Origin of the sequence: Deinococcus sp. (genome assembly GCF_018260405.1) — a bacterium.
Classification (GTDB): domain Bacteria; phylum Deinococcota; class Deinococci; order Deinococcales; family Deinococcaceae; genus Deinococcus.
The window spans coordinates 1-5416 of sequence record NZ_JAGLBG010000122.1; the positions used below are offsets into that span (position 1 = coordinate 1).

Consider the following 5416-nt stretch of genomic DNA (forward strand, 5'->3'; position numbering starts at 1 on the left):
AAGGGGAAGGCTTACACGGTGATCGGCGGCGGCGACAGTGTAAGTGCCATCAACAAGAGCGGCAAGGCAGGCGAAATTGACCACATCAGCACGGGCGGCGGCGCGAGCCTGGAGCTGCTCGAAGGCAAGGAATTGCCCGGCGTCGTGGCGATGGGGTGAGGGAACTGGAACCTGATTTGGTTCCGGAACTGGCCGTGCAGGATATTGTCGCCAGTCTCACCTTCTGGGTAGACCTGTTGGGCTTCAGCGTCAAATATGACCGACCAGAAGAGGGTTTTGCTTATCTGATGCTGGGAACTGCTCACATTATGCTTGACCAGATTGGACAGACACGAACCTGGGAAACCGCCCCGCTCCAAAAACCGCTGGGCCAGGGCATTAACTTTGAAATTACTGTTCCTGAGATAGACCCCATCCTAGGGCGGCTGGCACGTGTCCAGTGGCCGCTCTTCATCCAGCCCGAAGAAAAATGGTACAGAGTGGCTGACCACGAGGTCGGGGTCAAACAATTTCTGGTACAAGATCCCGACGGCTATCTGGTACGGCTTTCGCAGAGCTTAGAGCAGTTTGCGTAAAAAGCCACAAACAACGTGGCTTTTTACGCCGAGCGGGCGGGCAGGCTTGCTCAAGCGAGTCCGTTCTGACCAAGAAGCGGGCAGGCCCCATCATGGGTGCCGCTTTGCCCAAGACAGCCGTTTGGGGTGGAGTCCCACAAATGGCGTAATTATGCAAGCTGCTCTAGGCTCTCGCCCACTGACCAAGGAGAATTAAACATGCCCAATACCCTGTTGGCCCTGAACTGGAAAATGAACAAGACCCCCACCGAAGCCCGCGCCTGGGCCGAGGAACTCAAGGAAAAATATGCCCCGGTGGACGGTGTAGAGCTGGCCGTTATGGCTCCGGCGCTGGACCTCTCTACCCTGGCGGCCAACCTGCCTGCCGGAGTGGAATTTGGTGGTCAGGACGTATCCGAGCACGAGTCCGGCGCATACACGGGCGAAATCAGTGCGGCGATGCTCAAGGATACCGGCGCGACCTATGTGGTGATCGGACATAGCGAACGCCGTGATTACCATCAGGAAACCGACGCCCAGGTGGCGGCCAAGGCGAAGCAGGCGCAGGCGAACGGCCTGGTGCCCATCGTATGTGTGGGCGAAAAACTTGATGTGCGCGAAAAGGGCGAACAGGTGCCTTTTACCCTCAGGCAGCTGGAAGGCAGCCTGGCCGGAGTCGGCGCCGAGGTGGTCGTGGCTTACGAGCCGGTCTGGGCCATCGGCACCGGCAAGACAGCAACCGCCGACGACGCTGAAGAACTGGCGGCGGCCATACGCCAGGCGCTGAAAAAGCAGTACGGTGCGGAGGCTGAGAGCATCCGTATTCTGTACGGCGGCAGTGTCAAGCCTGAGAACATCGCCGAGATCTGCGGCAAGCCGAACGTGAATGGGGCGCTGGTTGGTGGCGCGAGCCTTAAAGTGCCCGATGTGCTGGGTATGAATACCGCACTGAAATAAGCCTTCTCTGCCCGGCTGCTGACCGGGCATTGATATCAAGTAAGTAAGTGAAAAGATTCACGATAAAAATTGCACGTGAACTTATTGTTTCTTGCAAGAAATCTACCCTTACAGCTCGGACAGGCCCTTCAGAAACAGGGAATGTAGCCGGGGATCTGTCGTCACTTCCGGATGAAACGAGGAAGCCATGACGCGCCCCCGGCGCACCAGCACCGCGCCGCCCGCCTGGGTCGCCAGCACTTCGACCTCTGGCCCGGCCCGCTCTATCAGAGGAGCACGAATGAACACCGCCGGAAATGGCCCGTCCAAGCCCCTCACGTCCAGAGGCACGGCGAAAGAGTCGACCTGGCGGCCAAAGGCGTTGCGCCGGACCGTGATGTCAAGCAGGCCCAGGCCCGGCTGAGCGCCCAGATTAGGTGAGACACCCTCAATGGTCCGCGCCAGCATGATCGCGCCCGCGCAGGTGCCCCAGACCCCTCCCCCCGCCACGGCGAACTGGCGCACGGGGTCCCAGAGGGCGTAATCGGTCATCAGGCGGCTTATGGTCGTCGATTCGCCGCCGGGAAGAATCAGGCCGTGGAGCCCCTCCAGATCGGCAGGCAGCCGCACTTCACGCGCCTGCACCCCGAGCACCTCCAGCATCCGCATATGCTCACGGAAAGCTCCCTGAAGGGCCAGAACGCCCACGCTCAGAGCAGCGTTACCAGCCACGCGAGGCCAGGCGCTCCTCTGGAATCAGCTCATCGATGTTGATACCCGTCATCGGTGCGCCGAGGTCTTCGCTGATCTCGGCCAGAATATCGGGGTTCTGGTAGTGCGTCACGGCTTTCACAATGGCCTGGGCGCGGCGCTCGGGATTGGCGCTCTTGAAAATGCCGCTGCCCACGAACACGCCGTCCAGACCCAGCCACATCATCAGCGCGGCGTCGGCGGGGGTGGCCACGCCGCCAGCCGCAAAGTTCACCACAGGGAGTGTGCCGTGTTCATGCACGTACTTGACCAGTTCATAGGGTGCTTGCAGGTCACGGGCCACGGTCATCAGTTCCTCGGCGGGGCGGGCCTGAATGGTGCGGATATCGCCCAGTACGGTACGGGCGTGGCGCACGGCCTCGATCACGTTACCCGTACCCGCTTCGCCCTTAGTGCGGATCATGCTGGCCCCCTCACCCACGCGCCGCAGGGCTTCACCCAGGTTTTTGGCCCCACAGACGAAAGGCACTTTGAAACCGGTTTTCAGAATATGAAACTGCTCGTCGGCGGGGGTCAGGACTTCGGATTCATCGATGAAGTCCACGCCGATGGCCTGAAGAATCTGGGCCTCGACCACGTGGCCGATGCGTACTTTTGCCATGACCGGGATACTCACGGCGGCGATGATCTCCCGGATCATTTTGGGGTCACTCATGCGGGCCACGCCACCGTCTTTGCGAATGTCGGCGGGCACGCGCTCAAGGGCCATGACGGCGGTCGCTCCGGCAGCTTCGGCAATCCGGGCCTGATCGGCGGTCACCACGTCCATGATGACGCCGCCCTTGAACATTTCGGCAAAGCCTTCCTTGATGCTGGCGGTTCCAGTCTGTTGAGTCATGCCCAAAGCTATAACACGACTGGCCCCGTCTAAAGGGCCAGTTGGTTAGAGTTGAGGGGGCCACTTGCAGCCCCCCGGCACAGAAAGTCAGCCTGCCAGAGACGACAGGAACTCAACATTGTTACGCGTTTTGCTCATGCGCCCCAGCAGCATTTCCATCGCGTCGGCGGCGTCCATGTCGGAAATGACCTTACGCAGCAGCCACATTTTTTTCAGAATTTCGGGTTGCAGCAGCAGTTCCTCGCGGCGGGTGCCCGATTTGAGGATGTCGAGCGACGGGAAAATGCGGCGTTCCTCGAGGCGGCGCGACAGCACCAGTTCAGCGTTGCCGGTGCCTTTGAACTCCTCGAAGATGATGTCGTCCATACGGCTGCCGGTTTCGACCAGAGCGGTTGCCAAAATAGTCAGGCTACCGCCGCCCCGGATGTTGCGGGCCGCGCCCAGAAAGCGCTTGGGCCAGTAGAGCGCGTTGCTATCGAGGCCCCCAGCCAGCGTGCGTCCGGTCGGCGGCGTGACCAGGTTATTGGCGCGGGCCAGGCGGGTGATTGAGTCAAGCAGAATAACGACGTGGCCGCCGTCCTCGACTAGCCTGCGGGCCCGTTCATGCACGAATTCGGCCATGCGGATGTGATGCTGCGGCGACTCGTCGAAGGTCGAGGCGATGACCTGCGCGCCCTGCACACTCTCACGGAAATCGGTCACTTCCTCGGGGCGCTCGTCGACCAGCAGAACCATCACGGTCACGTCGGGGTAATTCTTAACGATGGAATTGGCGATCTTCTTGAGCAGCGTGGTCTTACCGGCCTTGGGCGGCGCGACGATCAGGGCACGCTGGCCCCGCCCAATCGGCACCAGCAGGTCCACGACGCGCAGGCTCATGCCGTCGTCCATGCCGGGGTCTTCAAGCACCAGCTGGGAATCGGGAAAGGTCGGGGTAAGGTCGTCGAAGCGCGGGCGCTGCCGGGCCGATTCAGGGTCCAGACCGTTGACGGCCTCGACGCGCACCAGGGAGCCGTAGCGCTCGTTCTCACGGGGCTTACGGGCGCGGCCAATGACCTCGTCGCCAGTTCGCAGGTAGAACTGCTTGATCAGTCCGGCAGTCACCAGGACGCTTCGGCTGGACGGGTCGAGCAGATCAGACTGCAAAAAGCCGTAGCCGTCGGCGCTGATATCAAGATACCCCCGCGCCAGAATCTGACCCTCGGCCAGGGCCTGTTCCTCCATGATGGCCAGAGACAGCGCGTCTTTTCTGAGCTTGCGGTAGTTCTCGATGCCCAGTTCAGCCGCAATCAGGTGCAGTTCGGGCAGGATTTTCTGTTGCAGGTCATGGAAGGCCAGTGAGGTCAAAGCGGGAGCGCTCACTTCTTGGCCGCCTCCGCCTGCGGGTTGCTCCCGGCTTCACTGGGCGGCGTCGCTGGGCTGGCTCCGGCACGCTTGGCCCAGTCAGCCATAAAACCGTCAATGCCCTTGTCGGTCAGCGGGTGAGAAATCATCTGCTTAAACACTTTATACGGAATGGTCGCCACGTCGGCCCCGGCCAGCGCCGCGTGAACGGCGTGCATGGGGTGACGGATGCTGGCGGCGAGCACCTTGGTCTGCACGTCGCCCAGCACGTAGGCTTCCTTGATGTCGCGGATCAGGCCGATGCCGTCCCAGCTGAGGTCGTCCACGCGGCCCACGAACGGGCTGATATAGGTGGCCCCGGCGCGGGCGGCGAGCAGGGCCTGCGACACGCTAAAGCACAGGGTCACGTTGGTGCGGATGCCTTCGGCTGTCAGGGCCTTGCAGGCTTGCAGCCCGGCGGGCGTAAGGGGCAGCTTGACCACAACCTGCTTGTGCCAGGCGGCCACGTCTTTGCCTTCCTTGATCATGCCCTCGGCGTCGAGTGCAGTTACTTCGGCGCTGATGGCCCCGCCGGGAACCAGTTCGGCAATTTCACCGATAACTTCACGAAAGTCGCGCCCCGAGGCCACGATCAGGCTGGGGTTGGTGGTCACACCCGAGAGTACGCCCCAGGCGTTAATTTCTTTGATCTCGTCTACGATGGCCGTATCGATAAAAAATTCCATGCTTCACGTCCTTTCAGGTCTGTACTGAGTCCTTGCCCACACCTGACCTGTCTTGAATAGCTACAGCATACGCCTAAGTGTCAGGTGTACGCCAAGTGGGACGCACCTTTTCCGGAGCCTGTACGGTCCAAGGCATCTAGCTATTGATAACGAGTTAAGTTGATGTCGCATCGGTGTTCAGGCCAAGAAGCTTGGCCGGGAGCTGGCGGTAACGAATCTTGGGCCAGATGGTTCTCAGGTACTTCTTA

Annotated in this window: 7 protein-coding genes; 3 read left to right on the plus strand and 4 right to left on the minus strand. The window is 61.0% G+C overall.

Features of this window, described 5'->3' with window-relative positions; genetic code table 11:
* The 3 genes from pgk to tpiA all read left to right on the plus strand — a co-directional run.
* The coding region (pgk, locus tag QZ269_RS11700) for a phosphoglycerate kinase (protein ID WP_291426890.1) at nt 1-159 on the plus strand (159 nt) is incomplete at its 5' end.
* 17 nt (nt 160-176) lie between these two features.
* A complete protein-coding gene (locus tag QZ269_RS11705) occupies nt 177-575 on the plus strand; it encodes a VOC family protein (protein ID WP_291426885.1) in 399 nt (132 codons plus the stop codon).
* A gap of 198 nt (nt 576-773) precedes the next feature.
* The gene (gene tpiA, locus QZ269_RS11710) at nt 774-1511 is read left to right on the plus strand and encodes a triose-phosphate isomerase (protein WP_291426886.1); all 738 of its coding nucleotides are present in this window, start codon (nt 774-776) and stop codon (nt 1509-1511) included.
* A gap of 108 nt (nt 1512-1619) precedes the next feature.
* On the opposite strand, the gene pdxT is transcribed toward tpiA, so the two are convergent.
* From pdxT to fsa, 4 genes are all read right to left on the minus strand, one after another.
* Nucleotides 1620-2222: a pyridoxal 5'-phosphate synthase glutaminase subunit PdxT gene (pdxT, locus tag QZ269_RS11715; protein WP_291426887.1), complete on the minus strand. Its 603-nt coding sequence runs from the start codon at nt 2220-2222 to the stop codon at nt 1620-1622.
* Nucleotides 2212-3099 (minus strand): pyridoxal 5'-phosphate synthase lyase subunit PdxS, encoded by an 888-nt coding sequence (gene pdxS, locus QZ269_RS11720; protein WP_291426888.1) that lies wholly within the window; start codon nt 3097-3099, stop codon nt 2212-2214. Before pdxS ends, pdxT begins: the two co-directional genes overlap by 11 nt.
* A gap of 87 nt (nt 3100-3186) precedes the next feature.
* Nucleotides 3187-4461, minus strand: coding sequence for a transcription termination factor Rho (gene rho / locus QZ269_RS11725; protein ID WP_367272288.1), 1275 nt, complete (start codon nt 4459-4461; stop codon nt 3187-3189).
* On the minus strand, nt 4458-5168 hold the full coding sequence (fsa, locus tag QZ269_RS11730) for a fructose-6-phosphate aldolase (protein ID WP_291426889.1): 711 nt from the start codon (nt 5166-5168) through the stop codon (nt 4458-4460). The genes rho and fsa overlap by 4 nt, the downstream gene beginning before the upstream one ends.
* Nucleotides 5169-5416 lie beyond the last annotated feature (248 nt).